At 37.6% G+C, this 22,329-nt stretch carries 20 protein-coding genes, 2 tRNA genes and 1 pseudogene; 9 read left to right on the top strand and 14 right to left on the bottom strand.

The annotated features are described in order from the left end of the window. Nucleotides 1-173: 173 nt before the first annotated feature. The 4 genes from OQZ33_RS14235 to feoB all read left to right on the top strand — a co-directional run bounded on the left by OQZ33_RS14235 (nt 174) and on the right by feoB (nt 8,426). A complete protein-coding gene (locus OQZ33_RS14235; RefSeq protein WP_265799683.1) occupies nt 174-2,990 on the top strand; it encodes an outer membrane beta-barrel protein in 2,817 nt (938 codons plus the stop codon). Nucleotides 2,991-3,149: 159 nt separating this feature from the next. Continuing rightward, nucleotides 3,150-5,918, top strand: coding sequence for an outer membrane beta-barrel family protein (locus tag OQZ33_RS14230; protein ID WP_265799682.1), 2,769 nt, complete (start codon nt 3,150-3,152; stop codon nt 5,916-5,918). Nucleotides 5,919-6,091: 173 nt separating this feature from the next. Further along, entirely contained in the window at nt 6,092-6,307 is a 216-nt protein-coding gene (locus OQZ33_RS14225) for a FeoA family protein (RefSeq protein WP_010600239.1), read from the top strand. Nucleotides 6,308-6,317: 10 nt separating this feature from the next. Beyond that, nucleotides 6,318-8,426, top strand: a complete 2,109-nt coding sequence (gene feoB / locus OQZ33_RS14220; RefSeq protein ID WP_265799681.1) for a ferrous iron transport protein B — start codon at nt 6,318-6,320, stop codon at nt 8,424-8,426. A 252-nt stretch (nt 8,427-8,678) separates the two neighbouring features. On the opposite strand, the gene OQZ33_RS14215 is transcribed toward feoB, so the two are convergent. Then, nucleotides 8,679-9,155, bottom strand: a complete 477-nt coding sequence (locus OQZ33_RS14215; RefSeq protein WP_056848148.1) for an Lrp/AsnC ligand binding domain-containing protein — start codon at nt 9,153-9,155, stop codon at nt 8,679-8,681. 156 nt (nt 9,156-9,311) lie between these two features. On the opposite strand from OQZ33_RS14215, the gene OQZ33_RS14210 reads away from it, so the two are divergent. The 3 genes from OQZ33_RS14210 (at nt 9,312) to OQZ33_RS14200 (ending at nt 10,846) form a co-directional block, all read left to right on the top strand. Beyond that, a tRNA-Asp gene (locus OQZ33_RS14210) sits at nt 9,312-9,419 on the top strand. Nucleotides 9,420-9,488: 69 nt separating this feature from the next. Next, nucleotides 9,489-9,632: transfer RNA gene (locus OQZ33_RS14205), tRNA-Asp, on the top strand. A 173-nt stretch (nt 9,633-9,805) separates the two neighbouring features. Next, on the top strand, nt 9,806-10,846 hold the full coding sequence (locus OQZ33_RS14200; RefSeq protein ID WP_265799680.1) for a LacI family DNA-binding transcriptional regulator: 1,041 nt from the start codon (nt 9,806-9,808) through the stop codon (nt 10,844-10,846). Nucleotides 10,847-10,885: 39 nt separating this feature from the next. On the opposite strand, the gene frr is transcribed toward OQZ33_RS14200, so the two are convergent. The 8 genes and pseudogenes from frr to rplM form a co-directional block, all read right to left on the bottom strand. Then, on the bottom strand, nt 10,886-11,449 hold the full coding sequence (gene frr, locus OQZ33_RS14195; RefSeq protein WP_265799679.1) for a ribosome recycling factor: 564 nt from the start codon (nt 11,447-11,449) through the stop codon (nt 10,886-10,888). Between the two features lie 36 nt (nt 11,450-11,485). Continuing rightward, nucleotides 11,486-12,190 (bottom strand): UMP kinase, encoded by a 705-nt coding sequence (gene pyrH, locus OQZ33_RS14190; protein WP_265799678.1) that lies wholly within the window; start codon nt 12,188-12,190, stop codon nt 11,486-11,488. Between the two features lie 64 nt (nt 12,191-12,254). Further along, the gene (gene nagA, locus OQZ33_RS14185) at nt 12,255-13,346 is read right to left on the bottom strand and encodes an N-acetylglucosamine-6-phosphate deacetylase (protein WP_265799677.1); all 1,092 of its coding nucleotides are present in this window, start codon (nt 13,344-13,346) and stop codon (nt 12,255-12,257) included. A gap of 49 nt (nt 13,347-13,395) precedes the next feature. Then, nucleotides 13,396-14,250: pseudogene (locus OQZ33_RS24505) on the bottom strand (IS982 family transposase). Nucleotides 14,251-14,643: 393 nt separating this feature from the next. Further along, nucleotides 14,644-15,489 carry a translation elongation factor Ts gene (tsf, locus tag OQZ33_RS14180; RefSeq protein WP_265799676.1) on the bottom strand — a complete coding sequence of 282 codons (846 nt, stop codon included), beginning with the start codon at nt 15,487-15,489 and terminating at the stop codon, nt 14,644-14,646. Between the two features lie 96 nt (nt 15,490-15,585). Continuing rightward, nucleotides 15,586-16,446, bottom strand: coding sequence for a 30S ribosomal protein S2 (gene rpsB, locus OQZ33_RS14175; RefSeq protein ID WP_056848141.1), 861 nt, complete (start codon nt 16,444-16,446; stop codon nt 15,586-15,588). Nucleotides 16,447-16,464: 18 nt separating this feature from the next. Next, nucleotides 16,465-16,851, bottom strand: a complete 387-nt coding sequence (gene rpsI / locus OQZ33_RS14170) for a 30S ribosomal protein S9 (RefSeq protein WP_055913282.1) — start codon at nt 16,849-16,851, stop codon at nt 16,465-16,467. Between the two features lie 3 nt (nt 16,852-16,854). Beyond that, complete coding sequence (gene rplM / locus OQZ33_RS14165) at nt 16,855-17,298, bottom strand: 50S ribosomal protein L13 (protein ID WP_010602007.1); 444 nt, start codon at nt 17,296-17,298, stop codon at nt 16,855-16,857. Nucleotides 17,299-17,801: 503 nt separating this feature from the next. On the opposite strand from rplM, the gene OQZ33_RS14160 reads away from it, so the two are divergent. Continuing rightward, nucleotides 17,802-18,047, top strand: coding sequence for a hypothetical protein (locus OQZ33_RS14160; protein WP_265799675.1), 246 nt, complete (start codon nt 17,802-17,804; stop codon nt 18,045-18,047). Nucleotides 18,048-18,062: 15 nt separating this feature from the next. Here OQZ33_RS14160 and OQZ33_RS14155 read toward each other — a convergent pair whose 3' ends face one another. The 5 genes from OQZ33_RS14155 to OQZ33_RS14135 all read right to left on the bottom strand — a co-directional run bounded on the left by OQZ33_RS14155 (nt 18,063) and on the right by OQZ33_RS14135 (nt 20,600). Further along, nucleotides 18,063-18,281, bottom strand: coding sequence for a hypothetical protein (locus OQZ33_RS14155; RefSeq protein ID WP_265799674.1), 219 nt, complete (start codon nt 18,279-18,281; stop codon nt 18,063-18,065). Between the two features lie 8 nt (nt 18,282-18,289). Then, nucleotides 18,290-18,748 (bottom strand): hypothetical protein, encoded by a 459-nt coding sequence (locus OQZ33_RS14150; protein ID WP_265799673.1) that lies wholly within the window; start codon nt 18,746-18,748, stop codon nt 18,290-18,292. A 96-nt stretch (nt 18,749-18,844) separates the two neighbouring features. Beyond that, a complete protein-coding gene (locus tag OQZ33_RS14145) occupies nt 18,845-19,453 on the bottom strand; it encodes a superoxide dismutase (protein WP_265799672.1) in 609 nt (202 codons plus the stop codon). A 182-nt stretch (nt 19,454-19,635) separates the two neighbouring features. Further along, the gene (locus OQZ33_RS14140; RefSeq protein WP_265799671.1) at nt 19,636-20,103 is read right to left on the bottom strand and encodes a nucleoside deaminase; all 468 of its coding nucleotides are present in this window, start codon (nt 20,101-20,103) and stop codon (nt 19,636-19,638) included. Nucleotides 20,104-20,264: 161 nt separating this feature from the next. Further along, complete coding sequence (locus tag OQZ33_RS14135; RefSeq protein ID WP_265799670.1) at nt 20,265-20,600, bottom strand: tRNA-binding protein; 336 nt, start codon at nt 20,598-20,600, stop codon at nt 20,265-20,267. Nucleotides 20,601-20,836: 236 nt separating this feature from the next. Here OQZ33_RS14135 and OQZ33_RS14130 point away from each other — a divergent pair, with 236 nt between their 5' ends. Then, entirely contained in the window at nt 20,837-22,315 is a 1,479-nt protein-coding gene (locus OQZ33_RS14130) for a xylulokinase (RefSeq protein WP_265799669.1), read from the top strand. Nucleotides 22,316-22,329 lie beyond the last annotated feature (14 nt).

Genomic DNA, 22,329 nt, shown 5'->3' with positions numbered 1-22,329 from the left:
CATAAAACTTATCCTTCTCAAATTAGATAGACCTATCGCTCCATTACCTCTTACAGCTACATTCCATATGCTGTATTTAAAATGTTACCAAGCATTTAACACATCTTAACCAAACCTTTTAAACTTCGCTTAGTCTGATAGCTTAGTTTTGTATTAATATCTAATTTTTTCTAATGAAAAAGAACGTTCAAAGAGCAATTTTTATTGTTCTTATTTTTTGCGGCTACCTCGCTCAAGCTCAAAATACCGGCGCTATTACTGGCAAAGTAATCAGTTCTAAAGATAAAAAACCAGTTGATTACGCAACCATCGCGATAAGAAGTTTAAAAGATTCGGCAGTTGTGGCTTCTGGCCAAAGCGATCCCGATGGAACGTTTAGCTTTAAAGCCATCGCACCAGGAAAATACCGCATTTATGCAGCCTTTTTAGGTTTAAAAACCGCCACCAAAGATATTGAAGTAGCCAAAACCACTGTTAATGCGGGCGAAATTGCCATGACTGATGATGGACTTGACTTAAAGGATGTAAATGTAACAGCAAATATTCCTGTGGTTGTTAAAACCGATACATTAGAATTTGATGCCAAATCAATTAAAGTTAGAGAGAATGCTGTAGTGGAAGATGTGCTAAAGAAACTCCCTGGTGTGGAAGTGGCAAAAGATGGAAGTATTAAAGCACAAGGTGAAACGGTTACCAAGGTTAAGGTAGATGGTAAAGAGTTTTTCGGAAGCGACCCACTTTTGGCTACAAAAAACCTTCCTGCGGATATGGTCGATAAAATTCAAGTGATTGATGAAATGTCTGAACAGTCGCAATTTTCGGGCGTTGATGATGGCACCCGAAGCAAGATCTTGAACATCACGACTAAGGCCGGAATGAAAAAAGGCTATTTTGGTAATAGCAGCATCGGCTATGGAACCAATGAAAGATATGATGCGAATATTAACGTAAACAAATTCGATAACGACCAACAATTCAGCGTAATTGGGCAATTTAACAATGTAAACAAACAAAGCTTTGGCCAGGGTAACGGTGTTGGAAATGGTTTTGGCGGCGGTGGCCGTGGCAACTTTGGTGGTGGCGGTAGTGGTGCCGGTAGCGGAGGTATTACCAATACCAATGCTGGCGGTTTAAACTTTGCCGATACCTATAAAGACGGATCCCAGATTCAAGGAAGTTACTTTTTTAACCGATCGGATGTATCCAACCAGCAAACCAGTTTTACCCAAAACTTACTTGGTAATTCGATTACTACTGTTAACAATACCGCAGATAACAATACAGATCGAATCAATCACCGGTTTAATTTCATGATTGATACCAAGCTGGATTCATCAACAACAATTAAGATTCAGCCAAATGTTTCTTTCACAGAATCTGATGCAACGAACTTAAGTAATTACAACAGAAATTTAATCGCTACTTCAACCACTGGAGATCAGCGTTATATTAGCAGTTCAACCACGCCAAACATTGCTAATAATTTATTGATTCGTAAGAAATTCAAAAGACGTGGCAGAACGATATCATTAAACGTAAATACCAGCATTAATAACAATGATGCAGATACTTACAATTATATATCTGAAAGTAACACGGTGAATAATGTTACTACTCCGTCACTTATTGATCAGTTGAATAAAGTAAATAGTAATTCGATTAATAACACGGCAAGAGTAGTTTACACCGAGCCGCTTTCTAAAACAACAAGCCTGGAGCTAAATTACCAAAATGGCTATGCTCATGATAATCAAGGCAGACAAGTTCTGGATTTTAACTCGGCAAGCGGACAGTATGATTTAGTTAATTTAGATTATACCAACATTTACGAAAACCAGACTTTAACAAATGCAGCAGGCGTAAGTTACACCACAAACGAGAAAAAGTACAACTGGAATATTGGTATTGCTGCACAACAAACCAACCGATTAAACACGAATGTTACTACTGGTATAGTTAGAAGTCAAAATTTTATTAATTTAACGCCTTCAGCTAACTTCAGGTACAACTTTAGTAATGCCAGAAGATTAAATATTCGATACAGAGGGAATACACAACAGCCAAGTATCAATCAAATTCAGCCAATCCCTGATAATACCAATACACAAAGTGTGTTTGTGGGTAACCCTTTATTGAGACCAGCTTTCAACAATAATTTAACCATTAATTACAATAATTTCGACTTTGCAAAGAGCAGGATGTTTTTCGCTTTCATCAATTTAAGCCAAACATTCAACGCCATCGGAAACAGTAGTCAATTGGTTACAGACCAAAGTGATGTGGATTTTGGTAAAATCAGAACTACCTATGTAAATGTTGATGGTGTTTATTCGGGTAGTGGAAGCATAAATGTAGGTTTACCGCTTCTCCCTGAACGTAAATTAAATTTAAATGCATCGTTGAATGCAAATTACAACCGAAACGTAAACTTCACTACAGCCAATAACAACCCTGCAGATTTAGTAAGAAATATCACCAATACTTACGCATTAACAAATCGCTACAGTTTGGTAACCAATTTTGATAAATTTGATTTAACCGGAGGTATCTCCGGAACATACAACAGGGCCACCTATTCCGCTAATCCTGCTCAAACTACGAACTTTTATACGCTAAATCCAAGTTTTGATATTAGTTATATGTTCCCTGGAAATATCCGTTTAGCTATTGATTTGGATTATATTAAAAACACTGGCCGTGGTGAAGGATACAATACCGAGTTTACGCTGGTAAACTCTTACATCAGCCGTCAGTTCTTTAAAAATAGAGGAACATTTAAAGTTGCGGTAAATGATGCTTTTAACCAGAATCAAGGGATTAGCAGAACAGCTACCAACAATACCATCACCGATTTAAATTACAATGTTTTAAAAAGATACTTTATGTTTTCGTTCACTTACTCATTAACCCGCATCGGCGGAAGAAATATGAGTGGCGATATGCAGATGCCAAACCAAGGTGGTGGCGGCGGTCAGCGAATGAGAATGTAAGGTCAAGAAATTATTAAAGTCTCGGTTTATTAGCCGAGACTTTTTTAGTTACAATTTATAACTGTTAAATCAACAGTTATGTATTTCAATTGTTACTTACACCAAATAAACCTTTAATATAGTTGTTAGTCTCTATTTTTAAACCAGGAAACTAACCGAATGAAACAACTCTTTACCCTAATTTGTATTTTATTTTCATGCTATGCCTTTGCCCAAAACAATGGTTCTGTAAGTGGCCGTGTACTTCAATCAAAAGATAAAAAACCAATCGATTATGCTTCTTTAGCCGTTAAAAATCTGTCAGACTCGAGCATGGTTGGTGCGGTGAGTACTAGTGAAGATGGAAAATTTATTTTGAAGGGTCTTAAACCCGGCAACTACCGGATATATGCAGCCTTTCTGGGCTTGAAAAACACGACAAAAGATTTCGCGATTACAGCTGACAAACCGAATTTTGATGTTGGAGATATTATTTTAGAAGGCGGGGCGATTGATCTTCAAACCGTTGAGATTAAAGCGGAGGTTCCACCGATTGTTGTAAAAAAGGATACGCTGGAATTTAATGCCAGCTCGTTTAAAGTGGTAGAAAATGCAGTGGTAGAAGATTTACTAAAAAAGCTTCCAGGTGTAGAAGTAGACAAGGCAGGAACTGTAAAAGCTCAAGGTGAAACCATTACTAAAGTACGGGTAGATGGAAAAGAATTTTTTGGCAATGATCCGCTATTGGCCACCAAAAACTTACCCGCCGATATGATTGATAAAATTCAGATTATCGATGAACTTTCTGATCAGGCTCAATTTACTGGAATTGATGATGGAACTCGAACCAAAATCATTAACATCACCACTCGAAAAGACAAGAAAAACGGTTACTTCGGGAATACCACAGCTGGTTATGGCTCAGACGATCGATATGATATCAATGCGAATATCAACCATTTTGATCAGGATAGAAAGCTAAGCGTAATTGCTCAATTCAATAACGTAAATAAACAAAACTTCGGTGGCGGCTTAGGCGGTGGAAATGGTGGGAATAATGGAGGCAGAGGTGGCATAACCGATACAAAAGCTGCAGGTTTTAATTATAACGATACTTATTCCGATCAAACAGAAGTAAGCGTTAACTACTTCGTTAATAAATCTGAAAATCTAATACTGAGGAACAGTGTTACCCAAAATTTTCTGGGTGATGTGACCACAATATTTAATAACAATCAAACAAATAATTCAGAGCGATTGAACCACCGTTTGGGTTTCATGGTTGATACCAAAATCGACTCACTTACTTCATTAAGGATCCAGCCTAACATCAGTTATACTAATAACGAATCCTTAAATTTTAGTGAATATACCCGGGATTACAATACTTACCGCATTAATGGCTCGCAAACATTAATCAATCACGGTACATCTCCTTCCATTAGTAATAACATTTTGCTAAGAAAAAAATTTATGCGTCGCGGCAGAACATTATCATTGAATTTAAATACCAACATTAACAACAACGACAGTGAAAACTACAATGATAATCCTGAGACGAGAATTGAAGGGACGGTAGCCACTCAAAAACGCACCAACCAGTTAAACGATCAGGAAAGTGAATCCATCAACCAAAATACACGTTTGGTATACACCGAACCACTGAGCAATACATTAAGTTTCGAGCTGAATTATCAAAACGGATATAACCACAACACATCAGATCGGTTTACATACAATTTCAATCCCGCAACCCTGCAATACGATCTGCTCGATCAAACTTTTAGTAATTCTTACGAAAATACCATTTTAACCAACACGGCGGGCTTTAGTATCAATAAATCAGCAAAAAAATACAATTGGAATGCCGGTATGGCAGTTCAAAATACCGATCGAACGAACAACAACATTACCCGTGGATTTATCCTAAAGCAGAATGTATTTAATTACACGCCATCGGCTATGTTTAGGTATAACTTTAGCAACAGCAAAAGGTTGGTTTTCAATTATCGTGGCAGAACCAATCAGCCTACTATACAGCAACTGCAACCCATTCCTAACAATACCAACACTCAAAATATTCCGGTCGGCAACCCCGATTTAAGGCCTGAATTTGATAATACATTGAGAATTGCCTACAACACTTTCACCGTGGGCAAAAACAGGTCGCTTTTTGTAAATATCAACCTTACCCAAACTTCAAATAAAATAGCCAACAGCAGCAGTTTAATTCAAAGTGGACCAGATCAAGGCAAGCTGGCCATCACGCCAGTAAACGTAAACGGAGTTTATGCAGGTAGCGTGTCTTCATCATTAAGCCTCCCTTTAATGAGCGAGAATAAACTTAACTTCCACATTAACGTTTCAGGCAACTACGATCGCGATGTAAACTTCACCAATTCATTAAGAAATATCACAAACAGCTGGTCTATTACCAACGGGTACCGCCTGGTTTCTAATTTGGATAAGCTTGATTTAACGGCTGGCGTTAATGGTTCAATTAACCGTGCTACTTATTCTGTTCAACCAAATTCCAATACCCGTTTCTACACCTTCAGTCCAAATGTAAGTGTAAGTTATCTTTTCCCTGGCGATATTCGCTGGTCTGTAGATGCCGATTATAATCAGAATACCGGTCGCGGAGAAGCCTTTGACACTCATTTCACTTTGGTAAATTCTTACATTAGCAAACAGTTTTTTAAAAACCGTGGTACTTTCAAAGCAGCTGTAAACGATCTGTTAAATGAAAATCAGGGGATAAGCAGAACGGCAAACAACAACACCATACAAGATGTAAGCTTTAATGTGCTTAAACGTTATTTCATGTTTTCATTTACTTATTCGCTTAACAGGATGGGCGGCAAAAATCGAATCAGAGGAAATGAGGGTGGCGAAGGCCGACGACGTGGAGGTGAAGGAGGTTTTGGCGGCGGCCGACAACGTAATTAATCATTATTTAGTAAAACAAGATTTTTAACAGCAATGTTAACCATCGTTATTTGGAATAAATCTAAAGAAAGGGTAACTTCGCCTCATTCAGCACATGAATAACCTAAGAGTAAAGGGATGATAGAGATCAAGAACTCAGAAGGTACGAAATACGAGTAAACAAAGATCATAAAATGAAACTTTCCAATCTAAAAGTAGGCGAAAAGGGCACCATCATTTCATTTACAGATCTTGATTTATCTGTTAAATTAATGGAAATGGGTTGCTTGCCTGGCGAGGTGGTAGAAGTAGAACGTTTTGCTCCGCTCGGCGATCCGATGGCTATTCGAGTTGCTGGATATCAGTTATGTTTGCGCAAAAGCGAAGCTGATGTTATTATCATTCAATAAATAAGCTGGTTTGGATATTAAAGTTGCATTAGTTGGTAATCCCAATACAGGTAAATCTACACTCTTTAACCGTTTAACGGGGTTAAATCAAAAAATCGGAAACTTCCCAGGCATTACTGTTGATAAAAAAACAGGATTTATGAAAATGCTTGATGGCAAACAGGCCGAAATTATCGATTTGCCTGGAACCTATAGCTTATATCCGAAAAGCAGCGATGAAAGCATCGTTTTTCAGGTACTGGCCGACAGAGAAAACAATAGTCATCCGGACGTTATTGTGCTTATCGCTGACTCCTCAAACCTAAAACGCAACATGCTGTTGTACTCGCAGGTGGCCGATTTGGGTATTCCAATAGTCCTGGCGTTGAACATGATTGATCTTGCCGAAAAACAAGGCATCAGTATTGATCTAAATAAACTTTCAGAAAAATTAGGCATCCAGGTAGTATCCATTTCTGCAAGGAATAATATTGGTATCGACCGTTTGAAACAAGCCATCGCCAATACCACTAAAATTGCCACACAATTTCAGGATGTTGATGTGAATAGTTTAGCGCCTGCCGCAATTGATGCCATAAAATCCAAATTGAATTCTGATAACGATTACTATGCCTTACAGGTGTTGCATCAACACGAATATTTAACTTTCTTCAGCCCTCAAGAACAAGAAGAAATTGAACATATAGAACAATCGCACCATTTCGAATCGTCGAAAATCCAGGCAGCAGAAACGGTTGTTCGCTACCAACATTTAAGTAAAATTCTATCAGATGTAGTAACGGATAGCGGCAGGGCGCAAAAATTCTCTTTTAGCGATAAACTCGATGCAATTTTAACACACAAAGTTTGGGGTTTTGCTATTTTTCTACTGATCCTCTTTGTAATTTTTAACGCCATATTTGCATGGTCGGCCTACCCGATGGATTGGATTGAAAGCGGTTTTGGTTTCATTACTGAACTTGGTCACAAATATCTACCAGCAGGCATGCTTACCGATTTAGTGCTCGATGGAATTATTGCTGGTTTAGGTGGAATATTCGTATTCATACCTCAAATTGCTATTCTATTTGCCTTTATTTCCATTTTAGAAGATACAGGCTACATGGCTCGTGTTACTTTCATGATGGATAAAATCATGAGCAAAGTGGGTTTAAATGGTAAATCTGTAGTTCCAATGATAGGTGGCTTGGCCTGCGCTGTGCCTTCCATTATGGCCGCCCGAAATATCGAAAACTGGAAAGACAGAATGATTACCATTATGGTTACGCCATTGGTAAGTTGCTCGGCAAGGTTACCAGTGTACATTCTAATTATCTCATTAATTATCCCCTCAGAGAACGTGTTAGGCATCTTCAACATGCAGGGTTTAGCGCTAATGATCATGTATTTGGTAGGTATCATTGCAGCGGTATTGGTTGCCTGGGTAATGAAAATTATCATTAAAACGAAAGAGCGGTCCTACTTCATCATGGAACTGCCCATTTACCGAATGCCAAGGTGGAAAAACGTTTTCTATACCATGTATGAGAAGTCGAAAACCTTTGTAATAGAAGCCGGGAAAGTGATTATTGCAATTTCTATTATCCTTTGGGTAATGGCGACATTTGGCCCCGGAGATCGTTTTGAAAATATTGATAAAAAATACGAAGCAGCACTTGCAGATACGACTAACAACACAACCCATATTGAAACATTGATCGCAACAGAAAAGCTCGAAAATTCTTATGTGGGCATTCTTGGGCATTGGATTGAACCTGCCATTCGTCCACTCGGTTACGATTGGAAAATTGGTATTGGCCTAATTACATCTTTTGCCGCCCGCGAAGCTTTTGTAGGTACGATGGCTACCATTTATAGCGTTGACGGTGGGGATGAAGATACCTCTACTATCCGCGAGCGAATGGCTACATCAAAAAACACACGAACCAACTTGCCGGTTTACACGTTTGCAACTGGCGTGTCGTTGATGTTATTTTACGCTTTCGCAATGCAATGCATGAGTACCGTGGCAATTGTTTACCGCGAAACCAAGGGTTGGAAATGGCCTATCATTCAGCTGGTTTATATGACAGTCATGGCCTATTTCGCTGCATTAATTGCTTATCAGCTGTTAAAGTAGCTTATTTTTTTTCTCGGGTCTCCAACCTGACCGAAATCGAAGGCCGCATTATAAATATGATTATTAAGATTAGAAGAGCAAATTTCTGCATATACTATAATTTGTTCCCGTTTTACGTTTTACTTCTGCAGAAGAAATTCAAGATTAGTGTTCACTGCATCAGGTCTAAGTGGCTTACAATCAGCAAATCGTTACTTTTGGTTTGCTTATCCTCGGTCATTTAAAACCTACAACCCCTATAACTTAAAACCTTTATCCTAGCTCAATCTGTCTTTTAATGCTTTCTTCCAAAGAAATTAGGGTTTCTGTCCGTTGAATTCCATTAACAGCCTGAATTTCTTCATTAAGCACATGGCGCAAATGGTTTGTATCCCTACAAATAATTTTTGCGAACATACTATAAGATCCAGTCGTATAATGTAACTCTACCACCTCCTTAATTTTACTTAATTGAGCAACAGCATCTTTGTATTGTATTCCCTTCTCCAGGTAAATTCCTAAAAAAGCACAAATGTCGTAGCCTGCCTTCTGTGGATCTATAATCAGGTGAGAGCCTTTTATAATGCCCATCTCCTGTAATTTTTTCATTCTAACATGTATTGTACCGCCAGATACGATTAAATCCTTCGCAATTTCCGTATAAGGTTTCGTCGCATCTTGCATTAACTGTTTTAATATATCAATATCAAGGTTGTCAATTTCTAAATTGGAATTGTCTTTTTTAAGCATATTTTTGAATTATGATAAGCGAATTTATAAAAATTTATCAATATTATAAAAATAAAATTAAATGTTTAAAATATTTGCAAGGCATTTAGAGTTCTTTTACATTTGTATCAAGCAATTAACAAAAAGGGAACGTTCTTTCACAATTGCTGAACATAATGTAGGGTGGTGAAACAGGCAGACACACCTCCTTGTCTCGGTGGCGGAGATCATGGAAAACCAGCAATGGCTAACCACTCCTTGAAGGTTCGATTCCTTCCCCTACAGCGACTTAGTCCAAGTCCCTAGTCAGTAGTCTTTAGACTCCTTACTTCGACTTTAGACTAATGACTAAAATGTTGGGTGGTGAAATTGGCAGACACGCCTCCTTGTCTCGGTGGTGGGGAATAATGGGATAAACGCAGTTTATTGGGTTGACCACAATTAATTTTTTGAACTGTAGCTAACTACCCCTTGAAGGTTCGACTCCTTCCCCAACAGCATTTTTTATGAATAATAAGTTAGTTAATCGAGCAATCCTGGATAGGTTGCTCTTTTTTTTAGACTGTTTAGGTCGAAGTCGCCTTTATCCTTATTCGGTGCCAATATTAATATGGAGTTAATATTCAAATATTTCCTATATTTCGATCTATTGTAAGTGTTATACCACATTAATGAAAAATAAAATCCAAATAAAAGATATAGCAAACGAATTAAATATATCTATCACTACCGTTTCTTTCGTGATAAATGGCAAAGCTCAAGAAAAAAATATAAGCAAGGCAGTTACCAAAAAGGTACTTGATTTGGTTGAAAAATGGGGTTACCAGCCCAATACCCTAGCAAAGAGCCTGCGTACTGGAAAAACAAATGTAATTGGCTTTCTTGTAGACGATATTTCTGAACCTTTTTTTTCCCGTATAGCGCATCATTTAGATCAGAAAGCCTCAGAAAATGGATACAAAATTCTTTTCAGCAGTACCCACAATAGTCATGAAAAGGCTATCGAATTACTCCAGATATTTCGTGACCGGCACGTGGATGGATACATTATGGCTTTGCCAGAAGGATTTGAAGCGGAAACTAAAAAACTAATTGAAACCAATACACCGGTAGTACTTTTTGATCGATATGTACCTGAACTTCAAACCGATTACGTGGTGATAGATAATGCGGGGGCAACCTTTAACGCCACACACTACCTAATCAATAACGGCTATCAGAATATAGGGTTTGTAACACTCGAAACAGATTTACAACAAATGGTTGATCGGTTAGCGGGTTATGAAAAAGCCATGAAAGATCACCAACTTCCTACTACTATTAAAAAGGTCAAATATGACCGTTCTGATTTAACTTCGATAGAACAAATGACAACATTTTTTTCTTCGGAAAAGCAACTTGATGCGGTAATTTTCTCTGCCAATTACATTTGCCTCGATGGTTTGCGAACGCTGAAACAAATGGGAATATCACCTTCATCAAAACCTGCTTTGCTATCTTTTGATGATTTTGAGCTACTCGAATTTTATACGCCATCTATAACTGCAATTGCGCAGCCGGTACGGGAAATTGCTGAAAACCTGATGAAGATAATGCTTTTAAAACTAGAGTCGAAAGAACAGGAATCAACTTTCAAGCAAGTTGTGTTATCCACCAAATTAATCGAACGAGAATCTACCCTTCCAAAAAAGCAGCATAAAAAAAGGGAATAAGTTATACCTTATTCCCTTTTTATTTTTTTGATTGATGACCTAAACGGTCATTACATCTTTTTCCTTTGCTTCTGCATGCTTATCAACTTTAACGATATAAGCATCAGTTAATTTTTGTACTTCGCCCTCACCTGTCTTTATTTCATCGTCAGATACACCTTCTCCTTTTAGCTTTTGTATTTTGGTATTGGCATCTTTGCGGATGTTACGAACGGTAATGCGTCCACGTTCTGCCTCTTCCTTTACTTTTTTAACCAAGTCTTTTCTGCGTTCTTCAGTTAATGGTGGTACAACTAAACGAATTACAATACCATCATTTTGAGGGTTGATACCAATGTTTGCTACCTGAATAGCTTTTTCTATTGGCACCAATAACGATTTTTCCCAAGGCTGAATTACAATCGTTCTGGCATCTGGCGTGTTGATGCTAGATACTTGAGACAAGGCGGTAGAAGCACCATAGTAATCTACAAAAATACCATCAAGCATTCCTGCAGAAGCCTTACCAGCTCTAATTTTAGTTAATTCTGATTCGCAATGATCGATAGCCTTATCCATAGAAGATTGGGCATCCATTAATTGCAATTGTATGAGTTCGTTCATAATATGTGTATTTCTACAAAAATAATAATTTAAGCTTTATTTCACCAAAGTACCAATTGGTTCGCCATTAGCAATTTTCATGAAATTACCATGTTTATTCATATCAAACACAATAATAGGAACCTGGTTTTCTTCACATAAAGTAAAAGCAGTCATATCCATTACGTTTAAACCTTTTGCATATACTTCTTTAAATGATATTTCATCGTATTTAGTCGCTAACGGATCCTTTTCAGGATCTGCAGTATAAATACCATCAACACGTGTTCCCTTCAATACTGCATCTGCTTTAATTTCAATGGCCCTTAACGCGGCGGCAGAATCGGTAGTGAAGTAAGGATTTCCTGTTCCAGCCCCAAAAATAACAACTCGGCCTTTCTCTAAGTGGCGCACCGCTCTACGGCGGATAAACGGCTCACAAATTTGTTCCATTTTAATGGCCGTAAGTAAGCGGGTTTTTATACCAACTTTTTCCAACGCATCTTGTAATGCCATAGAGTTAATTACAGTAGCTAGCATGCCCATATAATCCGCCTGAGCTCTGTCCATCCCACTTTTTTCGGCACTTAATCCTCTAAAAATATTACCTCCACCAATAACGATTGCAATTTCCAGACCTTTGTCGTGTACTGCTTTAATATCTTCAGCATATTGCTTAACACGTTCATTATCAATACCGTATTGTTTTTCGCCCATTAGTGATTCACCGCTAAGCTTTAGTAGGATGCGTTTGTATTTCATGACTTCAAAAATATCAACAATTTTTTAATACCGAGCTATTGTTTCTAACAATTGATGTAATTATTTAGATTGAAACTTCTTCTCCATGGAAAAATACTTGCTTCAGATTCAAATCATTGTCAATAATAACCAGATTTGCATCCCCACCACTCACTATTTTGCCAGTCAGGTTTTCAATTCCAATCAACTTTGCCGGATAAACTGTAGCCATATTTATCGCCTCGCTTAAGGCAATATCACAGTATTCAACACAATTTTTCAACGCTTGCAACATGGTTAGTGATGATCCCGAAAGTGTTCCATCTGGCATAACATATTTTTCACCTCTTTTAATATGCTGATACGGCCCTGTGTTACATTCTGTTACCGCATCAGTAATTAAGAACAATCTTTCTTTAAGTAGCGTCTTGGCAAATTTTACAATCTCGAAATCTACATGCTGCCCATCCACAATAATGCTAGACATAGCCCTATTGTGGTTGAACAAGGCCGTTGGTATGCCAGGTTCACGATGATGGATAAGGCTCATTGCATTGAATAAGTGCGTAGTAGTGTGCATGCCCATATTGTACGCGGCGTTAGCTTGTTCAAAAGTAGCGTTGCTATGGCCTAGGGAAACTACTACACCATTATCAATCAAATAACTAATTACCTTTTCGTCATTGCATTCTGGCGCGATAGTCATCATCTTAATTACACCATCTCCAAAATCCAATAATTCTTTAATCTCGTCTAAGGTAGCTCTCCGTACAAACTCAGGAACATGTGCGCCCAAACGCTTTGGATTTAAAAATGGACCTTCTAAATGTAAGCCTAAAAGATTTCTGGCTGATGAACGATATTCTTTTGCTGTCGCGATACATGCATGAAATACCTCTGGGGTATTGGTAGCCATACAAGCCAAGAAACCTGTGGTGCCTTTTTTGAGCAAATCGTCCTCCATTACCCGAAGTGCTTCTACTGTGGGCTCTGCTGAAAACAGTTTCCCTCCGGCGCCATAGATTTGAAGGTCGATTAAGCCGGGAACAAGAAATTCTGTCTCGGAATCTTCTTCCGATGCTTCAATTGAAATGATTTTACCTTGATCGATTTTAATGCTTTTCCTTTCTTGCAGAACACCATCATCGAAAAATTTAGCATTTGGTATATGGAACATAAGATTTGCTTTTTACTGGCCTAAGTTACTAACCTGAGTTCGATTATTATTAAAAAGCATACAACTGATTAGTTTTTACAGTTTCATATTTGATACAAGGCTTCTTTTGGAAGATGCTATATGCAGCCAATCCTGCTATCATATTTATGATAAAATTAATGAAAGAACGATCTCTAGAGTGGTCAATTTGACAATATTTTTAACTTCATCGTTAACCGTTTGGATTACTTATCTTTTTCGTAGCATGATCTTGTCTTTATACTTATCAGGCTATTTTCCAATTTTTTGCGGATCCCTTTCACCAATTGAAGGCCATCAGTAAAGAGGGTCTCGAACAAATTTTTAGAGATATATCCCTTGTATCCAATTAGCTTTCCAAATATTTTTTTGAGAACCCCTTCTCTCTTTAAAGGCTCTCTATCATCTATATTTCCTTGACTGATAAGAAAGTTAAGAATTTCTCCTCTATCATTTATAAGTAGCTGGAGTTTAAACCCATAGAACCATCCCATGGTTGATTTTCCAACTTCAGCGATGCCTTTGAAAACCTAATTTGCTTTTATACGTTGTTTCTTACAAACTCTTATCAGTGTAGAATCCACGAAAGAAATTCCTGTACAATAACCCAGAACAACAGGTTTTTAAGAAGATTCTCAAAGGCATGATTACACTTTGGTTACGTTCAACAAAGCGGTTATAAGACACTTTTTTTGAGAAACCATCCTACCTATGCTTCTGGACGTAGAAAATATAATAATGCTGGAAGCATTTAAAGTCGCTAATCTGAAATAAAAGAAGAATGCTGACGATCTCGCTATCAGATATCGTGACGGGCCTCATGAAAGCTTGCCTAAAATGATGTTTTAGTCGTTTTTTCAAAGTTCTGGCAAAACTCATGAACAATGCAGAAAAATCGGTAACGTTATTTTATGTAATGCTTTATTTCGTTAAGTATACTTAAATATACGAAATATCGCTTTAACATCTTTTATATCAATTAATTATCGAACTCAAGTTACTAAGTTGAAACCTAATTTCGCCTTTTGAGTACTCACCTTTGCTTATAAATGCGATAGCGTGGAGATACTTTTTGTTTCGTGGTCCCACTAGATTCATGTGCGGTTCCTGCCTACAACGGCGAAGGTATTGACAATATTATAAAGTAAAAACAAATCAAAAAGATTGAAACAATGACAAGACTAAAGCTACACAAGAGCATCAAGTTGTTATTTTCGAAAAAAATGGTCAAAAAAAATCCCGATTTTCATCGGGACTTCTTAATATTGTTTACAAATGCTTATGCACCTAACTGAACGCGTTTGAAAGCGGTTACCGTTAATCCTTTAGCCGTATTGTCTAAGAATTTACGAACATCCATTGAACCGTCTTTAACAAACTCTTGGTTTAATAAAGTACTATCTTTGTAGAATTTGTTCAATTTACCGGCAGCGATTTTCTCAACCATTTCTTCTGGTTTACCTTCTTGACGAATAACGTCTTTAGCTATTTCAATTTCACGTTCGATAGTAGCAGGATCTACACCGTCTTTATCAACAGCAACTGGGTTCATTGCAGCAATCTGCATTGCAACATCTTTACCAGCGTCAGTAATATCAACACCATTAGCACCTTGGAATACTACCAAAACACCCATTTTACCGTTAGAGTGAATATAAGAAACAATTTTCTCGCCAGTTACGTTTGCATACTCTTGGATAACGATTTTCTCGCCAATTTTACCAGTTAATTCAGTAATAGTTTCGGCAACTGTACGTCCATCTTCTAATTTAATTGCCTCTAACTCTTCTGCAGTAGCAGGATTGTTAGCAACCGCTGCAGCTAAAACAGCCTGAGCAAGATTACGGAAATCTTCAACTTTAGAAACTGGTTCAGTTTCACAAGCTAAAGCAACTAATTTACCATTTGTACCATCTGCTGAAACAGCGATTGATACCAGACCTTCAGATGTAGCATTACCAGAACGAGCGGCAGATACTTTTTGACCTTTTTTACGCAATAAATCAACAGCTGCTTCGAAATCGCCATTAGCTTCTACTAAAGCTTTTTTGCAATCCATCATACCAGCGCCAGTTTGTTGGCGTAGTTTATTTACATCAGCGGCAGTAATTTGTACTGTAGACATGTTTAAAAATTTTATAAGTTCCTTAAAATGTTAAAAGTTACAGGTTACAGGTTGCGGGCTTTACCTACAACTTATAACCTATAACTTATAACTTAATTATTCTTCTGTTTTAGTTTCTTCTGATGAAGGCGCTTCAGTTTCTGCTTCAGCCGTTACCTTTTTAGTAGTTGGTCTTTTTTCACCAGCTGCTCTAGGTTCTTTGGCTTCGGGAGCATCAGCTGCAACTTTCGCTGCTACTGCTTCTTTCTCAGCTTCATCATCTTTTTCGCGTTTGCGCTCATCTAAACCTTCTTCAATAGCTTTGATAATTACATCAGTGATTAAAGAGATTGATTTCGTAGCATCATCATTCGCTGGAATTGGGAAATCGATGTTAGAAGGATCAGAGTTTGTATCAACCATCGCAAAAGTTGGGATGTTTAATTTTAATGCTTCAGTTACCGCAATGTGTTCTTTCTTAACATCAATTAAGAATAAAGCTGCAGGTAAACGGTTTAAATCAGCAATACCACCTAAAAGTGATTCTAATTTAATACGCTCACGTTGAATCATCAAACGCTCTTTTTTAGAAAGAATCGAATAAGTACCGTCTTTAGTCATTTTATCGATGGTAACCATCTTTTTAATTGACTTACGAACGGTAGCGAAGTTAGTTAACATACCACCTAACCAACGCTCGGTTACGAAAGGCATGTTCACTTTTTTAGCTTGCTCAGCTACGATTCCTTTTGCTTGTTTTTTTGTTGAAACAAATAATACTTTACGTCCTGATTTTACGATTTGTTTAATCGCAGCCGCAGCTTCTTCAGTTTTAGTTAAAGTTTTATTTAAATCTATAATGTGAATTCCATTACGCTCCATGAAAATGTAAGGAGCCATTTTCGGATTCCATTTACGGGTAAGGTGACCAAAGTGTACACCTGCATCCAATAAGTCTTGATAAGTTGTTCTTGCCATTGTTCTTGCCTCCTGTGATTAACGTTTACTGAATTGGAATTTCTTACGAGCTTTAGCACGTCCTGGTTTTTTACGCTCAACCATACGCATATCACGCGTCATTAGGCCTTTAGCACGTAATGCAGGTTTTTTCTCCGCATCTAGTTCAACAATCGCTTTAGCAATAGCTAAACGAACAGCTTCTGCTTGTCCTTTTACTCCACCGCCTTGTACGTTTACAGTGATATCATAACGACCTGTAAGTTCAGAAACTTCTAAACTTTGGTTTACGATATATTGCAAAGGTAAAGTTGGGAAATAAACTTTGTGATCTTTACCGTTAACGGTAATTGCTCCAGCACCATCTTTTAAGTAGATACGTGCAACAGCTGTTTTTCTTCTTCCTGAAGTGTTAGTAACTGACATTTCTTAAAGTTTAATGGTTTTTGGAGATTGAGCTGCATGAGGGTGAGTTTCACCAGCATACACAAAAAGATTGGTGTAAAGTTTTTTACCCAATTTAGTTTTCGGTAACATACCACGTACCGCTTTCTCGATTACACGTTGAGGGTGTTTCGCCATTAACTCCTTAGGAGAAATAAAACGCTGACCACCTGGATAACCAGTATAAGAAACATATTGCTTTTCGCTGAATTTGTTTCCTGTCAATTTAACCTTGTCTGCATTGATAACAATAACATTATCTCCGCAGTCTACGTGTGGGGTGTACTCAGGCTTGTTTTTACCACGGATGATCATAGCGATCTTCGATGACAAGCGCCCCAAAATCTCGCCTTGTGCATCAACAACAATCCACTGTTTGTTAACAGTTTTCGCATTGGCAGAGACAGTTTTGTAACTTAACGTATTCACTTGCTTGTATTTAATTTATTAAACAATTTATTATTCCCATTAAATTTGGGACTGCAAAGATAGATAGAAAACTTTTATTATCAAATAGTTGATGATAAAAAGTTTAATGACTTATCGTCATTGCGAAGCGCGTAGCGATGTAGCAATCTTATTAGAAGATGAATTTGAAAGCAGAACCAATATTAATCAGCTGGATTCGGCCGGGCATTGCGCTAAATCTTTTATTGGTAAAAGTACTAACTCTTACAAACGCCTTGCCGATCAGAGATAGGAATTGTCAAAAACCAACAAAAAGATGTCGCTCTATTCACTCCTTAACATACAAAGAAAACAAAAATGAAATTCTTCTTTAATTTGCAAAAACCTCTATTGGCAACAGGAAAAGAATTATTATCACTCTTACCGCAGCAATGAGCATATCTATTATTAGATTATTGATATTTGGATATATCCGATGAGGTTAATGGGCGAAACCTTAATATTTAGTCCAAGTATATAGATGAATGACACTGCATGAGGAAAATTTAAACCTGCTTGTAAACTTTTCTTGGTATCGTTTTGAGAAAAAAGGTTGGTTTACTAAATTAATCACCGGCAAAACAGAGAAGAAAGTTTGGGAAGCTCGACATGCAGATGTAGTGCTAGTTCAGGATCTACGGCAAATTGTGAAATATTTTGTAGAAGGAAATTTAGCACAACTTGATCCAATATTACCGAACGAACGAAAGTATCAATTCAACGAACACTAAAACCTTGAACTCCTTTTAATCTTTCCCAACATGATCTGCCAGCTTATAGCCAGCGCTCTTCGGATTCTTATCCTCCAAAAAAACAAGAATAATTAAGGAAATGATTGGAATGAGGAAAGATATTGAAAACCAAAACCAGAAATTTCTCCCAGTTCGTTTGGCTAAAAAACCGGCTAGCAGTTGTGGCGACAACAATAAACCAAGTACAATTGTGCCTACTATAACTTCAGGCATGGCTTTCTTTATTGCTTCTGTGGATCAAGCGGTGGTGCAGACAGCAATCCTTTGATATCGCTTTCAACCTCTTCTTCGCCCTTTTTCTTTTTCTTCTTTTTATCTTTATTCGCTTTGCCGCTCAGGCGCTCTTCGATAACTTTATCGTATTCGGTTTGTTGTTCGCCTTTTAACACGTTACGGATATTTTTCGAGGTTTCGTTTTGTAGTTTATAGAATTTATCTACATCCTCATCTCTGGAGTTGCCAGCTTGTTGTCTTTTTATTAAATCTGCCTGTTCTTTAGCCTGATTATAGGTGAAGCGATAAATCACACTCTTCTGAGTATCATTCAGCTTCAATCTTTTATCCAAATCCTCCACATTTTTCTTCGCAATTTCATCTGGTGTTGGCATCTTATTCTGCTGTGCATTTGCTAAACCTGCCATCCCAATCACTAAAAGAAATAAAAATATAATCTTCTTCATTTTGAATATTTTACAGTGGCAAAGTTACTTATTTATCTTAAAACAAGAAAGTCCCGATTTGCATCGAGACTTTCAAAATTTATTATAAATGGAAACTTATAAAGCTTTTTTATAAAGTTCAGCAACAGCATCCCAATTAACAGCATTCCAAATAGCCGCTAAATAATCTGGGCGTTTGTTTTGATATTTTAAATAGTAAGCGTGCTCCCAAACATCGATACCGAAAATTGGCGTACCTTTTACTTCAGCAACATCCATTAAAGGGTTATCTTGATTTGGTGTAGAGGAAACTTGAAGTTTTTTATCAGCACCAACTGATAACCAAGCCCAACCAGAACCGAAACGAGTTGCACCAGCGTCTTGCAATTTAGTTTTCAGTTCAGCAAACGAACCAAATGTATCGTTGATTGCTTTAGCTAAATCGCCAGTTGGCTCTCCACCTTTATTCGGGCCTAAAACTTTCCAAAACAAAGAGTGATTATAATGACCCCCGCCATTGTTTCTAACTGCTGCAGGATATTTTGAAATGTTTTCAACAATTTCTTCAATACTTAAACTAGCCTCAGGCTTACCTTCAACAGCTTTATTTAAGTTGGTAACATAAGCTTGATGATGTTTATCATGGTGAATTTCCATGGTAGTTTTATCAATATGCGGTTCTAATGCGTCGGTTGCGTACGGTAACGCAGGTAATTCAAAAGCCATAGTATTTATGTTTTAAGATTTTAAAATGTTTCTGTAGCAAATATAACATTAGTAGGTTAAGATTTGTTCATGTAAATATCATCAAATCGTTTTCCTTTCAATTTATGATGAAAGAAATTGGAGGGATTTAAGCTTTGCAAAAGTTACCGGAATATCAAATTTACTAGACCCTAAATCTTTAGCTATCGTTTTTTAACAAAGAAATCCCTCATTAAAATTGCTGCCTCATCTGCCAGAACGCCACCTTTAAGTTCAGTTTTAGGATGCAGTAAATTTGCATTCTTTGAAATGAAACCACGCTTTTCTTCCCTAGCTCCGTATACGATTCTGCTGATTTGGGTCCAATAGCTTGCGCCAGCGCACATTACGCAAGGCTCGATGGTAACGTATAAAGTACAATCCCTAAGGTATTTCCCACCCAGGGTTTGAGCCGCTGATGTAAAAGCTTGCATTTCTGCATGCGCAGTTACATCATTAAACTTTTCGGTTAAATTATAACCTCGCCCAACGATTCGGTTTTTGCTCACTACAATTGCTCCAATCGGAATTTCATCTTCGGCCAACGCCTTTTTAGCTTCCTCCAAAGCCAGTTTCATATAGTGAATATCTTCTGCTTCTGGATTGGTTTCTTCGAAATTATAAAAACTCATACGGCAAATATAGTTTATTCTTTATGTTGATATAAGGCCAACTTCCCCCGCAGATCTGGCAGAAAAAAATCGAAAATCTAGGTGAATCGCAATATGCATCAACTATCTGCGACAATCAGCGTTGTTTATGATCTTAAATCTGCAGGTAACTAATCACACGATTAAATCAGTTTACTGCCATTCGGGACCTTTCTATCAACAGATGTTAAAACAATGTCACCATTTTCATCAGCGAAACCAGTTACTAAAAATTCAGACATAAACTTGCCAATCTGTTTCTTTGGAAAATTTATAATTCCTACAATTTGCCTCCCTGGTAATTCAGCTAAGGTATAATGTTTAGTAATTTGTGCGCTACTGGTTTTTATGCCGATTTCTCCAAAATCTACTCTCAATTTATAGGCTGGCCTGCGTGCTTCTGGAAACTCAAGAGCTTCCAGTACCGTTCCAACTCTCAAATCGACCTTTTCAAAATCCTCCCAAGTGATTTGTTGCATATGTTTCGTTCTTGTTTTAATCTGCTAATTTAATAAATACTACAAAATATTAGTTCGGATAAAAAGATAGAGCCAAATTCAAAGGTTGTAACAACTGTTATTAAATATGGGGAACCTTTTCTGGGTACTTTGAAAATTGTTTTGTGCAGATTTTTGGAAATAATTTGCGAATTATAATTTAAGAACTATCTTTATGCAACCGTTTGCATAACCAGATATTAATTTAATCAGAACAAATGTATTTATTAGGTATTGATTTAGGCACTTCGTCTATAAAAGTTGCAGTTGTAGATGTGGCGAGTCAAAAATGTGTAGCAACAGCACAGTACCCTGAACAAGAAACGGAAATAAAATCCGTTAAACACGGGTGGGCTGAACAATCTCCATTAGATTGGTGGCACAATACGCAGCAAGCGATTTTAAAACTAAACGCAACCAAGTTGTTTGATCCTAAGAACATTGCAGCCATTGGCATCGCCTACCAAATGCATGGTTTAGTTGTGGTAGATCAAGATCAAAATGTTTTGCGTGATAGTATCATCTGGTGTGATAGCAGAGCGGTTGAAATTGGCGAAAAGGCTTTTGACAAAATAGGGCATGAAAAGGCTTTGAGTAGTTTGCTAAATTCTCCCGGAAATTTCACCGCGTCCAAACTAGCTTGGGTAAAAGAAAACGAACCTGGTATTTATCAAAAAATTGATAAAATAATGTTGCCAGGAGATTTCATTGCGATGAAACTAACTGGAGATATAACCACTAGCATATCAGCTTTATCAGAAGGGATTTTTTGGGATTTTCAGAAACATGAGATTTCAAAAGATGTGATCGATTGTTATGGATTAGAGGACAGCATCATTCCAAAGGTAAATCAACTTTTTGCTTCTCACGGCTTTTTAAAGGAAGGCATTGCAAGGTTACTAGAACTAACACCCGGAATTCCTGTAGCTTATAAAGCTGGAGATCAGCCAAACAATGCGCTATCACTTAATGTGCTAAAACCTGGAGAAGTAGCGGCAACAGCCGGAACATCAGGTGTAATTTATGGCGTGAGCGATAGCTTAACCTATGACAAACAATCCCGTGTAAATACGTTTGCCCACGTAACCTATTCTTCGTTAGAAAAAAATACAGGCGTTTTGCTTTGTATTAATGGAACAGGCAGCATGTACCGCTGGGCGAAACATACTTTTGCGCCACAATCAACTTATCAGGAATTAAACAGTCTGGCCAATCAGGCACCAATCGGGAGTAGGGGTTTAAAAGTTTTACCCTTCGGAAACGGCGCTGAACGTATGTTAAACAACAAATATACTGGTGCCCAACTCTTAGGTATCGATTTAAATACTCACAATCTATCCGATATTTTTAGGGCAGTTCAAGAAGGTATCGCTTTTTCTTTCAGGTATGGTCTGGATATCATGCGAGAGAACGGAATGACACCAAAAGTAATCAGAGCAGGGCGGGCAAATCTTTTTTTAAGCGATGTTTTTGCACAAACCTTTGTTGATGTTACCGGAGTAGCCGTGGAACTTTACGAAAACGATGGTAGTGTTGGGGCGGCATTGGGAGCCGGCATCGGTGCGGGGATTTTCAAAACTGCAGAAGAAGCCTTCACCCACCACGAAGTGATTGAAACCTTGACCCCAAAAAATTCGGAAGAATACGAGCCCATTTATCAGGAATGGAAAGAAATATTAATTAAAGCATTAAAGTAGAATCACATAAAAAG

It is taken from the genome of Pedobacter sp. MC2016-05 (assembly GCF_026239735.1).
GTDB lineage: Bacteria > Bacteroidota > Bacteroidia > Sphingobacteriales > Sphingobacteriaceae > Pedobacter.
The sequence above is the reverse complement of the archived record's forward strand: the minus strand, read 5'-3'. Positions and strand labels throughout refer to the sequence as shown.

Excerpts from the sequence above, each read along its gene's own strand:
- OQZ33_RS14130 (WP_265799669.1), top strand. The coding sequence starts at position 20,837 with ATGTATTTATTAGGTATTGATTTAGGCACTTCGTCTATAAAAGTTGCA.
- OQZ33_RS14235 (WP_265799683.1), top strand. The coding sequence starts at position 174 with ATGAAAAAGAACGTTCAAAGAGCAATTTTTATTGTTCTTATTTTTTGC.
- pyrH (WP_265799678.1), bottom strand. The coding sequence starts at position 12,190 with ATGAAATACAAACGCATCCTACTAAAGCTTAGCGGTGAATCACTAATG.
- OQZ33_RS14140 (WP_265799671.1), bottom strand. The coding sequence starts at position 20,103 with ATGAGTTTTTATAATTTCGAAGAAACCAATCCAGAAGCAGAAGATATT.
- OQZ33_RS14225 (WP_010600239.1), top strand. The coding sequence starts at position 6,092 with ATGAAACTTTCCAATCTAAAAGTAGGCGAAAAGGGCACCATCATTTCA.
- OQZ33_RS14160 (WP_265799675.1), top strand. The coding sequence starts at position 17,802 with ATGACACTGCATGAGGAAAATTTAAACCTGCTTGTAAACTTTTCTTGG.
- OQZ33_RS14200 (WP_265799680.1), top strand. The coding sequence starts at position 9,806 with ATGAAAAATAAAATCCAAATAAAAGATATAGCAAACGAATTAAATATA.
- OQZ33_RS14155 (WP_265799674.1), bottom strand. The coding sequence starts at position 18,281 with ATGCCTGAAGTTATAGTAGGCACAATTGTACTTGGTTTATTGTTGTCG.
- rpsB (WP_056848141.1), bottom strand. The coding sequence starts at position 16,446 with ATGGCAAGAACAACTTATCAAGACTTATTGGATGCAGGTGTACACTTT.
- OQZ33_RS14215 (WP_056848148.1), bottom strand. The coding sequence starts at position 9,155 with ATGCTTAAAAAAGACAATTCCAATTTAGAAATTGACAACCTTGATATT.
- OQZ33_RS14135 (WP_265799670.1), bottom strand. The coding sequence starts at position 20,600 with ATGCAACAAATCACTTGGGAGGATTTTGAAAAGGTCGATTTGAGAGTT.
- nagA (WP_265799677.1), bottom strand. The coding sequence starts at position 13,346 with ATGTTCCATATACCAAATGCTAAATTTTTCGATGATGGTGTTCTGCAA.
- OQZ33_RS14145 (WP_265799672.1), bottom strand. The coding sequence starts at position 19,453 with ATGGCTTTTGAATTACCTGCGTTACCGTACGCAACCGACGCATTAGAA.
- OQZ33_RS14230 (WP_265799682.1), top strand. The coding sequence starts at position 3,150 with ATGAAACAACTCTTTACCCTAATTTGTATTTTATTTTCATGCTATGCC.
- rpsI (WP_055913282.1), bottom strand. The coding sequence starts at position 16,851 with ATGTCAGTTACTAACACTTCAGGAAGAAGAAAAACAGCTGTTGCACGT.
- tsf (WP_265799676.1), bottom strand. The coding sequence starts at position 15,489 with ATGTCTACAGTACAAATTACTGCCGCTGATGTAAATAAACTACGCCAA.
- OQZ33_RS14150 (WP_265799673.1), bottom strand. The coding sequence starts at position 18,748 with ATGAAGAAGATTATATTTTTATTTCTTTTAGTGATTGGGATGGCAGGT.
- frr (WP_265799679.1), bottom strand. The coding sequence starts at position 11,449 with ATGAACGAACTCATACAATTGCAATTAATGGATGCCCAATCTTCTATG.